This window comes from Bacillus sp. EB600, assembly GCF_024494385.1.
Taxonomy (GTDB): domain Bacteria; phylum Bacillota; class Bacilli; order Bacillales; family Cytobacillaceae; genus JAEVLT01.
In genome coordinates, this window is the sequence record NZ_JAEVLT010000002.1 from 63,185 (window position 1) to 82,030 (window position 18,846).

Sequence of the window (18,846 nt, forward strand, 5' to 3'; positions counted from 1 at the left end):
GGACTAAATTTACGTTCAGGAGAATAATTCTTTTCTTGTAAAATTAGGTATAATTACCTAAAATTATAAACAAATCAAGGATTGGAGATGTGAACATGGCTTTTAAATCTCGAACTGAATCAAAAGAATTAAAGCTTCTTAGAACATTAAATTTACGAATAGATTTACCTGTTAAAGACTCAAAAAATTATCATAATCTAGAAAAAGGCTATAAAGGTGAGCAAAAGTTTGACGAACTGTTAGCTCCGCTTCCAAATAATTGGCTTACTGTAAATGACTTGTTGCTTAAAAGTGACAATAATTATTTCCAAGTTGATTCCATATTAATTTTTCAAGGAACAATCCATCTGATTAATGTAAAAAACTACGAAGGCGATTATTACATTGAAAAAGATCGTTGGTATTCTACATATGAAAATGAAATAAAGAATCCATTAGATCAATTAAAACGCAGTGAGATCTTATTCAAAAAACTACTTCAAGAGTATGGATTTAAATTCTCAGTTGAATCATACCTCATCTTTGTAAACCCCGGCTTTTATCTTTATAATGCTCCAAGAAATTTACCTGCCTTTTTTCCAACACAACTTCAACGCTATATGGACAAAATAATATCGATACCATCAAAACTAACTGATAGACACGTTAAATTGGCAGAAAAATTGGTTTCACTCCATTTAACAGAATCCCCATTCACACAGTGCCCTGATTATCATTATGAAAAGCTAAAAAAAGGGATAACTTGTGTTTCCTGCCATTCATTTATAGCTTTTTTCAAAAAAAACATAGTAATTTGTGATAAGTGTGGTTGCAAAGAGAATGTAGAATCAGCTGTTTTACGGAGTGTAAATGAATTTATATTACTTTTTCCAGATAGAAAAGTAACCGTAAGTGCTATTTCAGATTGGTGCAAAATTTTGTCAAGGAAAACCATTCGGAGAATCCTTTCGCAAAATTTTAAATATATGGGGTGTAGTAGTTCTTCTTTTTACGTAAAAGACGGGGAGATTGAATAATAGTTGTATTTAATCTCGTTACCATCGAAGCGTTTTTTCTTGTTTATGGGTAATTAGTTTCTCTTCTTGTTACCATCGAGACGCTTTTGCTCCCCTAATGGTCACGAGTTTCCCTTTCTCGTTACTATCGAAGCGCCTTTGCTCCCATCATGGTAACAAGATTCCTTTTCTTGTTACCATCGAAGCGCCTTTGCTCCCATCATGGTAACAAGATTCCTTTTCTTGTTACCATCGAAGCGCCTTTGCCCCCCTAATGGTCACGAGTTTCCCTTTCTTGTTACCATCGAAGCGTTTTTGCCCCCATCATGGTAACAAGATTCCTTTTCTTGTTACCATCGAAGCGTTTTTGCCCCCATCATGGTAACAAGATTCCTTTTCTTGTTACCATCGAAGCGTTTTTTCTTGTTTATGGGTAATTAGTTTCTCTTCTTGTTACCATCGAAACGCCTTTGCTCCCCTCATGGTAACAAGATTCCCTTTCTCGTTACCATCGAAGCGCCTTTGCACTTGCCATGGGCACAAGATCCCTCTTCTGATAACATTCGAGATGCTTTTGTTCTGTTCGACTAGATCTCTTATCTTCAGTCTGCTTTTCAGGTTATTTCCTAATCTAAATAAAAAAACCCAAAACTATAAGTTCTGGGCGCACTGCTTATTTTTCATCCTTAACACGCATAATTTTAATATCTTTGAGTAATTCCCTCACCACGTAGCTTGCCATAATTAACCCAGCCACGGATGGTACAAACGCGTTCGAAGAAGGAGGCATTTGTGCCTTTCTAATTTCAGCATTTTCATTACCGACTACTTTTCTTACATCTTCACGAATAACAATCGGGCTTTCATCTGAAAAAACAACCGGAATCCCTTTCCGAATCCCTTCCTTACGAAGCCTAGTCCGAATAACCTTTGCAATTGGGTCGGTATGCGTTTTGGATATATCCGCAATTTGAAAGCGGGTTGGATCCATTTTATTCGCAGCACCCATACTGGAAATAATCGGGATGTTACGCTTCAAGCATTCCTTCATCAAATGAATCTTATATACAATTGTATCTGATGCATCAACCACAAAATCCAAATTATAGCCAAAGATTTGCTCATATGTCTCTTCCGTATAAAACATTTTTAAAGCAATGACCTCACACTCTGGATTAATGTCTTTTATCCTGTCCCTCATTAAATCTGCTTTTGGCTGGCCGATCGTTGACAATAAGGCAATTACCTGACGATTGACGTTTGTTATATCGACATCATCTTTATCAATTAAAATCAGGCGTCCAACACCGGAGCGGGCCAGAGCCTCGGCAGCAAAGGAACCGACACCGCCAATTCCGAGAACAGCTACCGTGCTGTTCTTCATGATTTCCAGCCCTTCTTTGCCGATCGCCAATTCATTCCGTGAAAATTGATGCAACATATCATTCACTCCATTATAAAAATTCGCTTATGTTTCTTTTTCCCGTAAAAAAATATATCATACATCCAACTAAATGCAAGGACACTAATCGATGGACGCTGGAGTTAAACTGTTATCAAAGTTCAAAAATAAAAATTCAGATTAACAAAAAAAGCCCCCGCTTTTTAGACAGGAGATATCTTTAAAAAAAACAGAAAGAGTCCCGATCGTGCCGTCGCTTTTGAACCTTAGTTTTGATCCCGCACTCAGCAGGTGGGTGTCCTGTTTCAAGCTATTGTAAGTCCCCTTAATCCCGAAAAGATTGGGGCATTTACGCTACTTAAAAACTCCAGACTCCCGTAGATAAAATGTTCGGTCAAAACTTCAGGTATTACCACGTACACTTCAGGACTCTTATTTGATTGTCCTTATTCTAGCATAAATGAAAGCGCTATTCAACCTCTACAAAGTAGGCAGACTACTTATTTTTTTTAACATTTAGTGACAAGTGAAGTTCCCTTAATTGGGCCTCAGATACTTCCCCAGGGGCATCTGTCAACAAGTCGCTGGCACTAGCCGTTTTAGGGAATGCAATCGTGTCACGCAAGTTTGTGCTGCCAGCGAGCAGCATTACGAGACGGTCCAAGCCCAAGGCAATTCCGCCATGTGGTGGTGTACCATATTCAAACGCGTTCATTAAGAACCCGAATTGTTCATTCGCTGCCTCTGGAGTAAAGCCAAGTACGCTGAACATCCTTTCTTGAATATCCCGTTCAAAAATTCTTAAAGAGCCACCGCCAAGCTCGTACCCGTTTAAAACGATATCATATGCTTGGGCATGTACTTTTTCCGGCTCAGTCTCAAGGAATGGAAGATCCTCCCGGAATGGCATTGTAAATGGATGATGGGCAGCTTTATAACGGCCGTCTTCTTCTGAGTACTCAAACATTGGCCAATCCGTAACCCATAAGAAGTTGAACAAGCTTTGGTCAATTAAATTTAACTCTTTGCCAAGCTTTAATCTTAGTGCGCCTAACGAATCTGCAACAACATTCTTTTTATCTGCAACAAACAGCAGCAGGTCTCCCACAGTGGCCTCAAGTGTTGCTGTAATTCCATTGAGTTCATCCTCTGAAAAGAATTTTGTAATTTGACTCTTTAAGCCATCTTCTTCGACCTTAAACCAGGCAAGGCCTTTCGCGCCATAAACAGCCGCAAATTCAGTTAAAGCATCAATGTCTTTACGCGAATATTTTTCGGCTCCGCCTTTTACATTAATGGCTTTTACCTGACCACCCTTTTCAACAGCAGCAGTAAATACCTTAAAGCCTGAGTTTTTAACAACTTCTGAAAGATCAACAAGCTCCATGCCAAAGCGGGTATCTGGTTTGTCAGATCCGTAACGGCTCATTGCCTCATCATAGGTCATCCTTGGGAATGAGATTGGATCCTCAATTCCTTTTACTTCTTTCATCACTTTGGACATCATGTTCTCCATTAAACCCATAATATCTTCCTGCCCTAAGAAGCTTGTTTCAATATCAACCTGTGTAAATTCAGGCTGACGGTCTGCACGCAAATCTTCATCACGGAAGCAGCGGGCAATTTGGTAATAACGCTCAACGCCGCCAACCATCAACAGCTGCTTAAATAACTGTGGTGATTGTGGAAGTGCATAAAACTCACCTGGATGCACGCGGCTTGGGACTAGATAATCGCGGGCTCCTTCAGGCGTACTTTTTGTTAAAATCGGTGTTTCAACATCCAAAAAGCCTTCAGAATCAAGAAAGTTTCGAATTGCTTTTGTTACCTGGTGACGCATTTTTAACGTATTGAAAATAACTGGGCGACGGATATCCAAATAACGATATTTCAGCCTTACATCTTCAGATACTTCTGTGTCATCAGATATTTCAAAAGGTGGTGTCTTTGCTGCATTAAGAATCGTTACAGACTGAGCCTGAACTTCAATTTTTCCGGTTGAAATGTTATCGTTATAGGTTGATTCCTCACGGGCAACAACCTGCCCTTCAATACTAAGTACATATTCACTGCGGATTTTTTCGGCTAATTGCAGGGCTTCCAATGATGTTTCCGGATTAAAAACTACTTGAACAACACCGCTCCGATCCCGTAGGTCAATAAAAATTAATCCGCCTAAATCACGGCGAGTTTGCACCCACCCCTTTAATATGACCTTCTCACCTACCGCTGTTTCTGGTACTTCTCCACAAAAATAACTTCTGCCAAACATAATATGATAATCCTCCTCTTATACTTGCAATTCCTGAAAATATTTTATAAATAAAGCTAGTTCAATTTCTACTTGTTCACCTGTTGACATGTTTTTTAAATTGATCTTATTATTTTGTAATTCATCTTCACCAAGAACAGCCACATATTTTGCCTTTAGACGGTCGGCAGCTTTAAACTGAGCCTTTATTTTCCGATCCAAATAGTCCCTTTCCGCCGAAAAGCCAGCCATACGCAGCTCTTGCAGTAATCCAACCGTATAATCCTTTGCTTCTTCGCCAAGAGAAACTAAGTAACAGTCAATTCCTTGATTCGTATTTAGTTCAATTCCTTCGGCATTAAGAGCGGCAATGAATCTCTCAATACTTAAGGCAAAGCCGATTCCTGGTGTTTCCGGACCGCCGATTTCTTCAACCAAGCCATTGTAGCGTCCGCCGCCGCAAAGGGTCGTGATGGCACCAAAGCCTTCTGCATCACTCATAATTTCAAATGCAGTATGGTTGTAGTAATCTAATCCGCGGACAAGGTTTGGATCTACCTCGAACGGAATCGTTAAAAGTTGTAAATACTGCTGAAGCTTATCAAAGTAGCTTTTTGAGTAGTCATTCAAATAATCAATAATTGACGGAGCTGTCTTCATCAATTCGTGATCATGATCCTGTTTACAATCAAGAATTCTCAACGGATTTTTGTCCAATCTTTTTTGACAATCATTACAAAATTCACCGATCCGCGGTTGAAAGTGGCGAACAAGCGCTTCGCGGTGAGCGTGCCTGCTCTCCTTATCGCCTAAACTATTAATAACAAGCTTAAGTTTCTTAAGCCCCATTTCTTTATAAAGGTTAACTGCAAGCGAAATAACCTCTGCATCAATCGCAGGATCATTGCTGCCTAAGGCCTCAATTCCAAATTGAACAAATTGACGAAATCGGCCGGCTTGCGGGCGCTCATAGCGAAACATCGGTCCCATATAATAAAGCTTTACAGGTTGATTCGCATTGCCAAACATTTTTTTATCAACAAAAGCTCTTACTGTTGATGCGGTTCCTTCTGGCCTTAAAGTTAAATCACGATCACCGCGGTCTTTAAATGTATACATTTCTTTTTGGACAATATCGGTTGTGTCTCCCACTCCCCGTAAAAACAGTTCTGTATGTTCAAAAATAGGGGTGCGGATTTCATGATATTGATACTTTTCGCAAAGCTCTCTTGCTTTAGATTCAATCAACTGCCACTTTTCCACTTCACCTGGCAGAATGTCTTGAGTACCTCTTGGGATGCTGATAGACATATAGGCTTCCTTCCTCCTTAAAAATATATAACACAACAAAAAAACTCCCATCCCTTGTTTTAAAAACAAGGGACGAGAGTTATTATCCCGTGGTGCCACCCTAGTTGAAGTGCTGATCATCCTGCACTTCCGCTCTTTCCGTTAACGCCTGGTTACGTTCTCCTCCTACTAGAGTCAAGCTTTTTCAGAGGGAAGCCTTCGGAGTGTTCAATTCATTAAGCCAGCATGCAGAAATGCTTCCAGCCTAGGGCATTTCCTCTCTAACCATGTGTATCACTTAACTACTATGCTCCATCATAGGTTTACATCATAAAGTTATTTTAATTATATAATAATACGAAGCAAATGAGAGAATGTCAAGATCTCTCTAAATGCTTTTTTAATTTTTTCACGTCTCCTAATGATAACCCAAATTCAGACGCAAGTTCATAAGCAGAGGATTGCTGCTCTTTTTGAATTATATCATGAAAATCAACTCCAAAAAGACGGCTTTCAGCTGAATGTGCATTCATTCCCTTTTCACTCGATCTCATCCATTTCACCATCCCATCTCTCTTTTCATCCATATTGTGCCCATTTGCCCGGATAAACTTACAGGCTTTCATAGAAAGTTCCCGGATATCTGTAAAACATAGGAATGATTTTCAAGTCTATATAAGATAAAATAAAAACTAGTGAAACTTTAAAGGGGGAAGAAGAATGGGGAAAAAATTAGCCCTTGTTTTGTTATGCATGTCATTATTATTCCCTGCTTTTCAGACCCAGCCTGGGCTAATTGCTGCAAACCGCTCTGTTACCATTACATCTAACTCCATAAACGTTCGTGAAGGTCCGGGCTTAAGCTACCCGCTTATAAAACAAGTGAAAAGTGGAGAAAAGTACTCTGTTATAAAAGAGAAGAATGAATGGAGTCAGCTGTTACTTTCAAACGGTCAAAAAGGCTGGGTAGCTAATTGGCTCTTAAAGGAAAATAAAAGCAAGGGCTCGAAAAATTCGGGTGATACGGAATACTCCAATGCCATAGCAAACACAAATAATATCAGAGTTCGCTCCGGTCCGGGAACGAGTTTTCAAATCATTGGTCACTTACATAAACAACAGGAAGTAGCAATCCTTACCAGAAATGAAGATTGGTATGAAATAAGCTTTTCTAACCAAACAGCATGGGTAAACTCACAATTCGTTGACACGGACGGCAATGATCAAGTTAAAAAAACCTCTGATGCCACTACCGCGTCCAAAGGAATAGTGGGAATGGTAACGGCCAATGGTTTGTATATCCGAAAAAACGCGTCCTTGACTTCAAATATAGTGGGAACTGTAAATAAAGATCAAAGTTTTCCTATATTAGCAGAGATAGATAATTGGACAAAAATTGAATATAGTCCAGGAACATTTGGCTGGATTGCTAGCTGGTATCTCGATAAGGATACCCCTCATCACACTACAGCAGGACAAGCTGTACAAGAAAGCAAAATTACAATTCTTGAGGATGGAACAAATATCCGAAATAAGCCAAATTTACAATCTGATGTGGTCGATCATGCAAACAATGGTGATCACTTCCCGATTGCAAAAATTGAAAACGAATGGTATCAAATCAAGCTTAAAGACGGTACGAACGGCTATATTGCAGGATGGATGGTATCAATTGACGGATCTGCTCCCCGGATTGAAAAACCAGGTATTCAGAGCTATCTTAACAACAAAACAATTGTGATTGACCCAGGGCATGGCGGACAGGATAACGGTACGACTGGACCAGGGGGAACTTTTGAAAAAAATCTAACCTATAGAACGGCAAATCTAGTTTTTGCAAAATTAAAAGCCGCGGGGGCAAACGTGTTGTTAACGAGAAACGGCGATAATTATATCTCTCTTTCCTCACGAGTTAATTTTGCAAGTTCACGGCAGGCAGATGCTTTTGTCAGTTTGCATTACGACAGCAGTTTAGACTGGAACACCAGGGGGATGACAGGCTATTATTACCATTCCGATCAAAAACAATTGGCTGATTCACTTTATTCATCTGTTCATAATCAGACGAGGCTAAACGGCCGGGGTGTACGGGTTGGGGACTACCATGTAATCCGTGAAAATAGTCAAAATGCGGCTCTACTCGAGCTAGGCTATTTAAGCAACCCTGAGGAAGAGATGAAGCTAAATTCCGGGCAATTTCAGGAAAGTGCCGCAACCGGTATCTTTTTGGGACTCGCCCGCTATTTTATGGACCATTGAAACAGGTTAATTTGACCTGATTTAATGGTTTTTTTTAGCAGCTTCCCTTTTAAAATTTGATATGAACCATTTTTGGGAAAATATGAACCATTTTCAACTAGTTATGAACTATTTTCCAAAGATTATGAACCATTTTAAAGTAGATATGAGCATTTTGCCAAATCATGGTATTTAAAGCCATAAAAAAAGCCTGACACCTAAAAAGAGTGTCAGACTTTCTATTCATTTACTTTCGACAATCACCGTAACAGGACCATCATTTACTAAGGCTACATCCATCATTGCTCCGAACCGGCCGGTTTCAACATGAACACCTTTTTCCCGGATCATTCGATTGAAAGCATCATAAATTTTCACAGCCTGCTCCGGTTTTGCAGCCTCCGTAAAATTAGGCCGTCTCCCCTTACGGCAGTCACCGTATAAAGTAAACTGGGAAACGGATAGGATTTGTCCTCCGACATCAAGTAAAGACAGATTCATTTTTTCTGCTTTGTCTTCAAAGATACGAAGGTTAACAATTTTATCAGCTAAATAGGCAGCATCTTCCTCGTTATCATCGTGGGTAACGCCAACTAAGAGGACTAATCCATTGCTGATTTGGCCAAGTACTTCTCCGGCAACCGTTACACTTGCAGCCTTACTTCGTTGCACCACTACTCGCATTGCTAGACTCCTTTAACTAATTCATCATTCTGCGGACAGAATAAATATCAGGTATTTGTTTAATCCGCTCAACAACCTTTTGCAAATGACTGACATTATGAATTGCGATTGACATATTGATGGTAGCCATTTTATTACGATCTGTTTTCCCTGAAACTGCTGAAATGTTTGTTTTTACTTCATTGACAGCTTGAAGGACTGAATTTAATAACCCGCGCCTATCATAGCCGGTTATCTCAATATCAACATTATATTCCTTGCGGTCATTCAGCCCTGTCTCCCATTCAACTGGGATAAGTCTAGATTGGGCATCGGTTGAATCAATATTTGTACAGTCTGATCTGTGTACAGAAACCCCCCTGCCTTTCGTGATAAAACCAACAATTTCATCACCGGGGACAGGATTACAGCATTTAGAAAGACGAATTAACAAATTGTCAATTCCTGAGACACGGACTCCGGATTCACGCTTTTTAGACGAAGGAAATGACTTTAAATCAGAAATTTTAGTGGCAATGTTATCTGATTGTTCTTGATCGCGCTTTTTACGCCATTTCTCAGTTAAACGATTGGCTACCTGAAGTGCTGTTACCCCGTTATAGCCAACGGCGGCGAACATATCATCTTCATTTGTAAAATTAAATTTACCGGCAACCTTCTTAAGGTTTTCAAGCGTTAGAATTTCTTTTGCATCAAACTCCATCGACCGAATTTCTTTTTCGACTAATTCTCTTCCTTTGTCGATATTTTCTTCACGCCGCTGCTTTTTAAAGAATGCACGGATTTTATTTTTTGCCTGCGAAGTTTGCGCGAGCTTTAACCAATCCTGGCTTGGCCCATAGGAATGCTTGGACGTCAAAATTTCGATGATATCCCCCGTTTTAAGCTTGTAATCAAGGGTCACCATTTTTCCATTTACTTTTGCTCCAATCGTCTTATTTCCTATTTCCGAGTGAATCCGATACGCAAAATCAATTGGAACAGAACCGGCTGGCAATTCAATTACATCCCCTTTAGGAGTAAAAATAAATACCATGTCCGAAAATAAATCGATTTTTAGCGACTCCATGAACTCTTCTGCATTAGCAATGTCGTTTTGAAATTCAAGAATTTCTCTGAACCAGGTTAGCTTTTCCTCAAATTCATTGCCGTCTTCCAGTGACTTACCTTCCTTGTAAGCCCAATGGGCGGCAACCCCGAATTCAGCAATACGATGCATTTCAAATGTACGAATTTGCACTTCCAGTGGATCACCCTTTGGCCCGATAACAGTTGTGTGGAGGGATTGGTACATATTCGGCTTTGGCATCGCAATGTAGTCTTTAAACCGTCCCGGCATTGGCTTCCAGCAAGTATGAATAATCCCTAACACGGCATAGCAATCTTTAATGCTATTCACAACGATGCGAACAGCTAGTAAATCGTAAATTTCACTGAATTGTTTATTTTGCAGCACCATTTTACGGTAAATACTATAAATATGTTTTGGTCGTCCAGAAATATCTGCTTTGATGGACACTTCCTGCATCCTGCCACGGACTTCAGCAATGACATCATCTAAATATTGTTCACGCTCTGCACGCTTTCTCTTCATTAAGTTTACAATCCGATAATATTGCTGTGGATTTAAATATCTTAATGCGATATCCTCTAATTCCCATTTAATTTTGGAAATACCAAGACGGTGAGCAAGAGGCGCAAAAATTTCCAGTGTTTCGTTTGCAATGCGCCGTTGTTTTTCAACAGGTAAATGCTTTAATGTCCTCATATTATGGAGCCGGTCGGCAAGCTTTATCAGGATAACTCGAATGTCCTGTGCCATCGCAATAAACATTTTCCGATGGTTTTCTGCCTGCTGTTCCTCGTGGGATTTATATTTAATTTTCCCTAACTTCGTTACACCATCGACAAGCATGGCCACTTCTTCATTGAAGACTGACGCTAAATCCTTTAATGTAACGCTGGTATCCTCGACAACGTCATGAAGAAAACCCGCAGCAACCGTAGCAGGATCCATTTCCAGATCTGCAAGAATTCCTGCTACCTGAATGGGATGAATGATATAAGGTTCACCCGATTTTCGATATTGTTCACGATGAGCATCCTTAGCAAATTCATATGCCTTTTTTACTAATTCAACATTCTCATCATTTAAATAGGCTCTTGTCTTGTCGATGACTTGTTCGGCGGTTAACATTTGATCATTCGCCATGAAATCACCTTTTATTCATTTCGTTATTTAAATTTCATTCTATGATTAACTGCTCCGAAAAAAGGTTATCCGCACTTTTCATTTCGAAGAAGGTACTTATAATTTTATATTAAAATTAGAATGATTGTTATTATTATCGAAAAAAAATGCTCAGATGTAAAGGGATTACCTCTTTTTTTATACGAATAGTAGCAATCTTGTCGAAAAATGTCTAATTTTCATGATTATTGATCGAAAAGCAGCAGTGTCCGAAGCTTACTCTAGTGAAGCTAAACAGTTTTAAAAAATGAGAGCACTCTGCTTCCGAGCGCCCTCACTTTACTACTAAAATTCCAACAGTGTTAAAACATCATAGCCATCAAGATTTTTTCTTCCTTCCAGGTAAGACAGTTCAATTAAGAAGGCAATCCCGGCAACTACTCCGCCTAACTCCTCAACTAATTTAATCGTTGCCCCAATAGTGCCACCTGTTGCTAAGAGATCATCAGTAATAAGCACACGCTGTCCAGGCTTAATTGCGTCTTTATGGATGGTTAAAACATCCGTTCCATACTCTAAGCCATAGTTTACTTTAATGGTTTCGCGAGGAAGCTTTCCTTCCTTACGAACAGGAGCAAAACCAACTTCAAGGGCATATGCCACAGGGCAGCCAATAATAAAGCCGCGAGCTTCAGGACCGACAACCAAGTCAATCTGTCTTTCTTTAGCATAACTGACAATCTGGTCGGTAGCATATTTAAATGCTTCACCATTATCCATAAGAGTGGTAATATCTTTAAATTCAATTCCCGGTTTTGGATAGTCTGGCACAATCGTAATAAATTGTTTTAAGTCCATTCCTTTATTACCTCCTCATTCATAACTGACACTTCCAGATATTGATTGAACCAGTTTTTTAATTGCTGAAAGGAAGAAAACAGCAATTCATTTTCAAGCGAATATTGTTCCTGTTTTAATCGATAAGTCGTTGAGTCAGTTAAATCGCGCTTTTGCGCTTGTCTTGTTAAAGTAATTAGTCCATTGTTTATTGTAACAAACTCCAATTCATAAAACACCTTTGACATAAAGAAAATCGTCTCTTTGGACCATCCGCGTTTTTTGGCGATCACATCACCATATTTAGTCAAATTAATAGTTCCTTGCTGTAAAAGGAGTGCATAATACCATTTAAAATGATCACGTGTTGGAAAAGTGCTTAGGAAATCACTTGATTTTTTGAAAAAACACGCATAAATTCGGGCAGGCTTTTTGCCTTTTATTAACTGACAAATGATGTCCTTTGAAGGCGGAAGGTCAACAAATATAATGTTTGCATTGGAAATATCCACAGATTCAGCATTTTCCTTAGCATTGATTAGAATGGCATCCTTGTTGCCGCGCGATGTGAACTTTTCGTAATGTTCACTATCGAAAAAAATCCATTGGCGGTTTTCTTCAGGTACCATTGAACGAAGATTCTTTAAGCGACTACCACCTCGATAATCAAATAACTGCCATGATTTCACAGCAACATCCTGTACAAAAATTTGCGGCTTGCGAACATTATTCCACTCATTAATAGCTAGTTCACCAATTAATGAAATCTTTTCGATTGGTGAAATGTGATCTGCTAGTGATCCTAATCCAAACCCTACACCATCAAGGCTTGAACCACTTTGTTCAATTGTGATCTTCAGATGATTCTGTTCGCTGCCAATTTTCCTCATGTTTGCTATTTTGGCACCTTCAACCAATACTTTTGGCTTTGGGTTATCCACTCCAAACGGAGAGAGGAGGTTTATTTGATCAAGTGTTCCTAAATCAATTGTTTCAAGCTGGATTTCAGAATCAAGCCAAGTGACCGGGATATAGTCCTCCTCGGTTAATTGCTCACTAGCAAGTTGATTCAACCGGGAACGCAGATCGTTCACGTCGTCTAATTTCAAGGTCATTCCTGCTGCCATCGGGTGCCCGCCAAAGTGGGGAAGAAGTTCACGGCAGGTGGACAAATTTTTAAACAGATCATATCCAGCGATACTTCTTGCTGAACCTTTTGCCAGGCCTTTCTCAAGATCATAGCTTAATACAATCGTTGGACGATAATATTTTTCTACAAGTCTTGATGCTACAATCCCAATCACACCTGGATTCCATCCCTCCCTGCCGATAACCAATACCTTGTTATCCTCGACTGGAAAGTTCTTTTCAACCTCTTCGATCGCTTCTTCTGTTATGGAGTTGACGATTGATTGCCTCGTTTTATTTAAGCCTTCTACTTCCTCTGCAAGGGCCTGCGCCTCATCTGGATCATCTGTCAGCAACAGTTGAACAGCCAGATCGGCATCCTCAAGGCGGCCTACAGCATTAATTCTTGGTGCAAGCGTATATCCTATTGTTTCTTCGTTTATGGACTTATGGTCGACGCCAGCGCGTTTAAAAATGGCTTTGAGACCAATATTTTTTGTTATTCTAAGCTTTTCTAAACCTTTTCTGGCGATCAGTCGATTTTCTCCTGTTAAGGAAACTAAATCAGCAATCGTTCCAATTACGGCTATTTCCAGTAAATGTTCCGGAACCTCACCATATAGGGCTTGGGCAAGCTTAAAAGCTACGCCAACACCAGCAAGCTCACGAAAAGGATATTCGCTATCCGGGAGTTTTGGGTGAATGATTGCAAAAGCTTCCGGGAGTACAGGTCCAAGTTCATGATGGTCCGTTATAATTAAATCAAGGCCAAGCTCTTTTGCAACATTTGCTTCGTTGACAGCAGCAATCCCTGTATCCACGGTAATAATTAACTTGATTCCATCCTCGGCCGCTTGACGAAAAGCCTGTTCATTAGGGCCGTAGCCTTCTCTAAATCGATTAGGAATATAAAATTGAACATTTGCTCCTAATTCACGGAGTGTTATCATCAACAAGGTTGTACTGCTGACACCGTCCGCGTCATAATCACCGAAGATTAGAATCGGTTCCTGGTTTTTAATTGCCTGCTGAATACGATCAACCGCAATGCCCATTTCCTTAAATAAAAACGGATCATGAAATTGATCTTTTCCATATAAAAAATACCGTGCTGCATCTACGGTATCAAGGTCACGATTGACAAGCATCGACGCAACAAGAGGTGTAATTTTCATATCATTAACAAGTGTTTCGATTTTTTGTTGGTCAGTTGTGCGTACAATCCATCTAGTTTTTGACTTTAACATACGTTCACCCCTTAACTTTTTTATTATACAGGAGCGGAGTTTCGCTTTCAAATAATCAATTATTTTGGAAATTGTTTCGATTCTTGCACAAAAGAGAAAATACCACCTTGATTCCCGTGTTCGGGCTTTCCCCAGGCCTGGAAATCAGTCAGCACTACTTGATTTCAAAAGAAAAACCGCAGGAATCCTGCGGTTATACTTGCGGCTGATCAGAATATTTTCGTTTTTCTTTAACAGTTCTGATAACACCTTTCTTTTTAAGCTCCTTGCCTTTCATGACCACCCAAAGCGAAGCGGCGATAAAGACAGAGGAATAAACACCCACCAAAAGACCAACAAGCAAGGCAATTGAGAAGTTGCGAATTGACTCGCTTCCAAAGATCAATAAAGCAACAACACATATCAACACAGTAAAGACTGTGTTCAAGGACCGTGTTAATGTTTGACGGATACTGACATTGACAACATCCAAAATATCCTGGAATGTTTTAAGTCGTTTTTTCTTATGCATGTTCTCACGCATCCGGTCAAAGGTAACAATTGTATCATTAATAGAATAACCAACGATGGTGAGCACGGCAGCAATAAAGTTTAAATCCACTTCCAGCCTCGTGATACTAAAGAAAGCTATCATAAAGAATGCATCATGGAGTAAAGAAGCGATTGCGGCAATCGCCATTGGCAATTCAAAGCGAATCGTTACATAAATAATGATTCCGATAGAGGCTATCAGTAAAGCAATGAGTGCATTTTTAGCAAGCTCTTTTCCGATTGTTGGTGAAACGGTACTAACGTTAGGCTCTGAACCGTATTCTTTACTAAACGTACTCTTAAGGTTAGCAATCTCGTTTTTCGTCAATACCCCTTTTAAGCGGGCTGCCCCAATATTCTTTTTATTTCCTGAGATAACGATATCCTCTGTTTTTAGATGAAGCTTATTGAACGTGCCTTGAATCTGCTGAGTGGTGAGCGGTGTATTAGACAGCACTTCGACCCTTGTACCACTAGAAAAATCAATCGCAAGATTAAGCTTGAAAATTATCAGCAATACTAATCCAAGTGCAAGCAGCACTCCAGATAATGTAAAAAATTTCTTTCGATGCTTCATAAAATCAATCTTGTCAAATCTGGTTTTAAGATCAAGTGTATCAACATTTTCATCTAGGCTGTGAATATTCGCTTTTTTAACACCAAACCAACCTGGCTTTTTGTTTAAGACACGGCTATGAACCCAAAGTCCAAGCAGTAGACGTGATCCGTAAACAGCCGTTAAAAAGCTCATTAAGATACTGACAATCAACATGGTAGCAAACCCTTTTACAGAACTTGTCCCATAGAAAAACAATACCGCTGCTGTCAAAAGGGTTGTTAAGTTGGAGTCCAGAATCGCAGAAAATGCATTCTTTTCTCCCGCTTGGAATGCTGATTTGAGCGATTTACCTACCTTCAATTCTTCTTTAATCCGCTCATAGGTAATGATATTCGCATCAACAGCCATCCCGACCCCGAGGATAATCGCGGCAATTCCCGGCAGCGTTAACACCCCGTTCATCCAATCAAATATCAGCAAGACTAAATAAATGTAAATACTTAACGAAACACAAGCAATAAATCCTGGAAAACGATAATAAACGAGCATGAATAAATAGATAATAAATACACCAATGAGACCGGCAATGACTGTTTCATTTAATGCCTGTGCACCAAATTTTGCTCCGACTGATGTAGAGTAAACTTCCTTCAATTGAACTGGGAGTGCCCCTGCATTTAACAGGGAAGCCAAGGTTTGAGCTTCTGTTGCAGTGAAATTACCAACAATTGAAACCGAATCCTGGGTAAAAACCTCTTTAACCGTTGGTGCCGATAAATACTTAGGATTCTTCTTGGTTATTTCATTTTTAAAGGAATCCTTCCCTTCGACAAAATCAAGCCAAATAACGAGAAAGTTATTTGGGGTCATACCAACAATGTCCTTGGTTACTTTTTGGAATTTACTAGCGCTTTTTAACTTTAAGGAAACGCTTGGTTTCCCGTTTTCATCAAATGTTTGCTTTGCCCCGCCTTGAACCAAGTCCGTTCCATCCATCATCAAGCGGTCGTTTGCATCTCGAAAGGTTAAATTGGCTTGAGTCGATAAAATTTCCCGGGCTTTACTCTGGTCAGTAACACCCGCTAACTGAACACGAATCCGGTTGTTTCCTTCGATTTGGATGCTAGGTTCACTGACACCCAGAACATTAATCCGTTTGTCAAGTGCCTTTGCGGTACTTGCCAACACATCTTTGTCAATTTTTTGTCCTTTCTTAGCAGGATGAACCTCGTATAATACTTCAAAACCGCCTTGAAGGTCTAACCCAAGCTTCAAATTGTTTAAAATGTTTTTTGTGGTTGTCCCCATCAAGCTTCCAAGAAGTAATAAAATCAGGATGAAGGCAACAATTCTACTGCGTTTTACCATTATGTACAGTTCCTCCTTAGGCTAAAAGCCAAAGCCTTTAAATACTAAAGGTCATTGTTTTCATTATGAAATAAGTTGGAATAGCTGTCAATTTCCCATAGAAAAATAAGGTCCTATTTAAGGAGCTGTTTCCAGTCTTCCTCGTCATTTAACGAAAACTCAGTGGCTTTGTATGCCTCTATTGTTGCAAAACTTATATAATCACTTACTTTTACTGACAAAATATCCTGAATCACTTGGTGTAATTTGATCTCTCCAGTTGCTTTTTTCCATTTCTTCTTAAGAAGGAAGTCCCATAGCTCCGGTTCTGAAATTGCCTTATAATCAAGTAACCGAAATTCCTCAAGTTTACTTTGTAATGCAGGCCCTACTTGACTGCGAAAAAATTCATAGTTATTTTCTATTTCCACACTGCTTGCCTCCCCTGGAATCAAAATCAAATATTCTCCTCCTTGTCATGCTTTGTCCATCTCGTTGCATATAGATAATTGTATATGAATTCTTCTTTTTTGAGAAGGAGGGAAGTTGAATGTCAAAGTTTTTAAAAGGAACTTTTATTCTATTACTAGCAGGGTTCATTACTAGGATTTTGGGCTTTATTAACCGAATTGTTATTGCCCGGAGTATTGGCGAAGAGGGCGTTGGACTATACATGATGGCTTTTCCTACTTTTATTCTTGTCGTCACCATTACGCAGCTTGGACTTCCCGTTGCCATTAGTAAAAATATAGCCGAGGCTGAGGCAAAGGGCAATCAAGCTGAAATTAAAAAAATTCTTGTTGTCTCACTTGCCACCACATTAGGCCTGTCACTTATTTTTACACCTGCCTTGATTTTACTGGCACCTTTTTTATCAGAGTCACTGTTTACAGACCAAAGAACCTACTATCCACTCATCGCGATTGCCCCTGTCGTGCCAATTATTGCAGTATCTTCTGTATTGCGAGGTTACTTTCAAGGGAGACAAAATATGCGTCCTGCCGCTAACTCGCAAATTTTAGAGCAGGTGGTTCGAATTACCCTAATTGCCGTTTTGACCAAAGCCTTCATTCCATATGGGATTGAGTATGCAGCAGCTGCTGCAATGGTCTCCTCGGTTATCGGAGAACTTGTTTCACTAGTATACTTAATAACTACTTTTAAAATAAAAAAGCGTTTTAAGCTCCGTAAGCATTTTTTCCAATCCATCCATTCAGGAAAAAAAACATTTAACGAATTGATGGAAATTGCCATTCCCACTACAGGAAGCAGGCTAATTGGATCCGTTGCGTGGTTTTTTGAGCCGATTGTGGTTTCGCATAGTCTAGCCATTGCAGGGGTTGCTGCTGTAGCGGCAACGAAGCAGTATGGTGCATTAACAGGATATGCCCTTCCATTATTAATGCTGCCCTCCTTCGTCACCTATTCATTAGCTACTTCGCTGGTGCCGGCCATTAGTGAGGCTAATTCGCGGAAAAACTATCAATTAATTGAATACCGACTTCAGCAGGCACTGCGATTTGCATTTTTAACAGGAGGACTAGCTGTTATTGTTCTCTACGTGCTGGCCGATCCTTTAATGCAGCTTATGTATAACTCGACAAAAGGCGCTTTCTTCATTCGTCTGATGGCTCCATTTTTCTTATTTTACTATTATCAAGGTCCCCTGCAGGCTGTCCTGCAGGCTTTAAATCTGGCGAGGGCAGCAATGATCAATAGTTTGATCGGTGCTGTTGTTAAAACGGCTGTTATCTTTCTACTTGCCTCCCAGCCCTCCTTCGGAATTACTGGAGCAGCCTTAGGCATCATGGTTGGGTTTGTGTTGGTTACAATCTTACATTTTGCAACTGTGTTAAAAAGAATTTCCTTTTCTTTTTACATACTAGACTATCTTAAAGCCTTTCTGGTCATGGGTGCTTCTGGCTGGCTTGGTTACTGGATTTTCAGCAACACCCTCATTAATGAGCATCTGGTGGTTCGCGTCTTAGCATCAACCACATGTATGACAGTTTCCTATTTGGGATTACTCCTGTTGATCGGGCTCCTTAAAAAAGACGACCTAGAACGGATCCCATATATAGGCAGCCTCTTATCAAAGCTGGCTCTCTGGTGACTAAAAAAGAGGATCGCAGTAGTTCATGCATCC

General features: G+C 39.8%; 13 protein-coding genes, 1 other RNA gene and 1 other annotated feature. Of the genes, 3 read left to right on the top strand and 11 right to left on the bottom strand.

What is annotated here, in order from left to right; translation table 11 throughout:
- The first annotated feature begins 95 nt into the window (after positions 1 to 95).
- Positions 96 to 1,016, top strand: a complete 921-nt coding sequence (locus JN080_RS03020) for a nuclease-related domain-containing protein (RefSeq protein WP_256234426.1) — start codon at positions 96 to 98, stop codon at positions 1,014 to 1,016.
- 652 nt (positions 1,017 to 1,668) lie between these two features.
- On the opposite strand, the gene JN080_RS03025 is transcribed toward JN080_RS03020, so the two are convergent.
- The 5 genes from JN080_RS03025 to JN080_RS03045 form a co-directional block, all read right to left on the bottom strand.
- Complete coding sequence (locus JN080_RS03025) at positions 1,669 to 2,436, bottom strand: tRNA threonylcarbamoyladenosine dehydratase (protein WP_256234427.1); 768 nt, start codon at positions 2,434 to 2,436, stop codon at positions 1,669 to 1,671.
- Positions 2,437 to 2,631: 195 nt separating this feature from the next.
- Positions 2,632 to 2,830, bottom strand: a non-coding RNA gene (ssrS, locus tag JN080_RS03030) — 6S RNA.
- Positions 2,831 to 2,893: 63 nt separating this feature from the next.
- Positions 2,894 to 4,669, bottom strand: a complete 1,776-nt coding sequence (gene aspS / locus JN080_RS03035) for an aspartate--tRNA ligase (RefSeq protein WP_256234428.1) — start codon at positions 4,667 to 4,669, stop codon at positions 2,894 to 2,896.
- An 18-nt stretch (positions 4,670 to 4,687) separates the two neighbouring features.
- A complete protein-coding gene (gene hisS, locus JN080_RS03040) occupies positions 4,688 to 5,959 on the bottom strand; it encodes a histidine--tRNA ligase (protein ID WP_256234429.1) in 1,272 nt (423 codons plus the stop codon).
- Between the two features lie 65 nt (positions 5,960 to 6,024).
- Positions 6,025 to 6,266 (bottom strand) — a binding site (T-box leader).
- 49 nt (positions 6,267 to 6,315) lie between these two features.
- Positions 6,316 to 6,564: a hypothetical protein gene (locus tag JN080_RS03045; protein ID WP_256234708.1), complete on the bottom strand. Its 249-nt coding sequence runs from the start codon at positions 6,562 to 6,564 to the stop codon at positions 6,316 to 6,318.
- Positions 6,565 to 6,658: 94 nt separating this feature from the next.
- On the opposite strand from JN080_RS03045, the gene JN080_RS03050 reads away from it, so the two are divergent.
- Positions 6,659 to 8,197, top strand: a complete 1,539-nt coding sequence (locus JN080_RS03050; protein WP_256234430.1) for an N-acetylmuramoyl-L-alanine amidase family protein — start codon at positions 6,659 to 6,661, stop codon at positions 8,195 to 8,197.
- Positions 8,198 to 8,419: 222 nt separating this feature from the next.
- On the opposite strand, the gene dtd is transcribed toward JN080_RS03050, so the two are convergent.
- The 6 genes from dtd to JN080_RS03080 all read right to left on the bottom strand — a co-directional run bounded on the left by dtd (position 8,420) and on the right by JN080_RS03080 (position 17,161).
- Positions 8,420 to 8,860, bottom strand: coding sequence for a D-aminoacyl-tRNA deacylase (gene dtd / locus JN080_RS03055; protein ID WP_256234431.1), 441 nt, complete (start codon positions 8,858 to 8,860; stop codon positions 8,420 to 8,422).
- Positions 8,861 to 8,876: 16 nt separating this feature from the next.
- Positions 8,877 to 11,072 (bottom strand): RelA/SpoT family protein, encoded by a 2,196-nt coding sequence (locus JN080_RS03060; protein WP_256234432.1) that lies wholly within the window; start codon positions 11,070 to 11,072, stop codon positions 8,877 to 8,879.
- 324 nt (positions 11,073 to 11,396) lie between these two features.
- On the bottom strand, positions 11,397 to 11,909 hold the full coding sequence (locus JN080_RS03065) for an adenine phosphoribosyltransferase (protein WP_256234433.1): 513 nt from the start codon (positions 11,907 to 11,909) through the stop codon (positions 11,397 to 11,399).
- Complete coding sequence (gene recJ, locus JN080_RS03070) at positions 11,900 to 14,263, bottom strand: single-stranded-DNA-specific exonuclease RecJ (protein WP_256234434.1); 2,364 nt, start codon at positions 14,261 to 14,263, stop codon at positions 11,900 to 11,902. Before recJ ends, JN080_RS03065 begins: the two co-directional genes overlap by 10 nt.
- Before the next feature lie 193 nt (positions 14,264 to 14,456).
- Positions 14,457 to 16,721: a protein translocase subunit SecDF gene (secDF, locus tag JN080_RS03075; RefSeq protein WP_256234435.1), complete on the bottom strand. Its 2,265-nt coding sequence runs from the start codon at positions 16,719 to 16,721 to the stop codon at positions 14,457 to 14,459.
- A 113-nt stretch (positions 16,722 to 16,834) separates the two neighbouring features.
- On the bottom strand, positions 16,835 to 17,161 hold the full coding sequence (locus tag JN080_RS03080) for a post-transcriptional regulator (protein ID WP_256234436.1): 327 nt from the start codon (positions 17,159 to 17,161) through the stop codon (positions 16,835 to 16,837).
- An 89-nt stretch (positions 17,162 to 17,250) separates the two neighbouring features.
- Here JN080_RS03080 and spoVB point away from each other — a divergent pair, with 89 nt between their 5' ends.
- Positions 17,251 to 18,813: a stage V sporulation protein B gene (gene spoVB / locus JN080_RS03085; protein WP_256234437.1), complete on the top strand. Its 1,563-nt coding sequence runs from the start codon at positions 17,251 to 17,253 to the stop codon at positions 18,811 to 18,813.
- Positions 18,814 to 18,846: the final 33 nt, after the last annotated feature.